Source organism: Oleiphilus sp. HI0043, assembly GCF_001634935.1.
The window spans coordinates 1-1034 of the sequence record NZ_LWEY01000260.1 but is presented as its reverse complement, the minus strand read 5'-3'; the positions used below and the strand labels follow the sequence as shown (position 1 = coordinate 1034).

Here is a 1034-nt window from a genome sequence, read left to right as displayed (position 1 = left end):
CCAAGCTGGAAATGAGCAATAATGGTGGTATTTTGATTGACGTAAGAGAACCCATGGAAGTGGCACAAAACCCGACACCGAACGCCCTCAACATTCCACGTGGTGTCTTGGAAATGAAGGTATCAGAACTCCACCCACATGAAGAAACACCGCTCTATATCCACTGCGCAACCGGTGCACGCGCCACTTTATCTGCAGAGCAGCTGATGAGAATCGGCTATAAGCATGTATCGGTGATCACTTGTGATATTGAGACGATATGTCAGAGCTAGAATAATTAGAAAGTAGAATGGCACTTACTTAAACTGAATTTCACTTTTTTACAGTGGAAGCCTAGAGAAACATTACTCCTCTGTGCAGCAAAGCGCTCTGTGTCCTCTGTGGTTAAGGGCCTTAGTCTTGAAGATCAAAAACCCAAAAACGAATCCACCACAGAGGACACAGAGCGGCCGATGGCCTGTACGGAGATAATCAAAAAAGGGTTCTTAAATGAATGGCTCCTATTTAATCTGAATTGCACCCTATAGATAATCATTTGTTTAGATGGAACATATGCTTAAGTAAGTGCCGTTCGGTCTAGAGTAAATTTACTCTGACCGCAGCCTCTCCTTCTAATTATGTTAGACTGCCGCTAGTTTTTAAGCGCATCAAATTGAAGGAACTCCCATTAAATGGACTTAGAAGTAAAACCCTATACTGAACAGCCTTTTAGATTCAGCGGCAAAGCACTCGAATTCTTTGGCATTTGGATCGTCAATATAGCTCTCACCATCGTTACGCTGGGCATTTATTCGGCCTGGGCGAAAGTTAGAACACACCGCTATTTTTATGGCAATACTCAGCTTGACGACAGCGCCTTTCAATATTTGGCAAAGCCTGAACAGATTCTAAAAGGGCGAATTTTTGCATCCATATTATTCGGCATTTATTACGCAATAAATTCCTATAATGGCGTTTGGGGTTTGTATGCCGCTGCAGCAGTGACAGTTTTAGTGCCTGCAATCATTGTTCTTTCTATGTCGTTCAGGCTCCGC

At 43.1% G+C, this 1034-nt stretch carries 2 protein-coding genes; both read left to right on the top strand.

Features of this window, described 5'->3' with window-relative positions; all coding sequences use genetic code 11:
- The coding region (locus tag A3729_RS03890) for a rhodanese-like domain-containing protein (RefSeq protein WP_156497631.1) at positions 1-272 on the top strand (272 nt) is incomplete at its 5' end.
- Positions 273-671: 399 nt separating this feature from the next.
- On the top strand, positions 672-1034 hold a 363-nt coding region (locus A3729_RS03885), incomplete at its 3' end, for a DUF898 family protein (protein WP_156497630.1).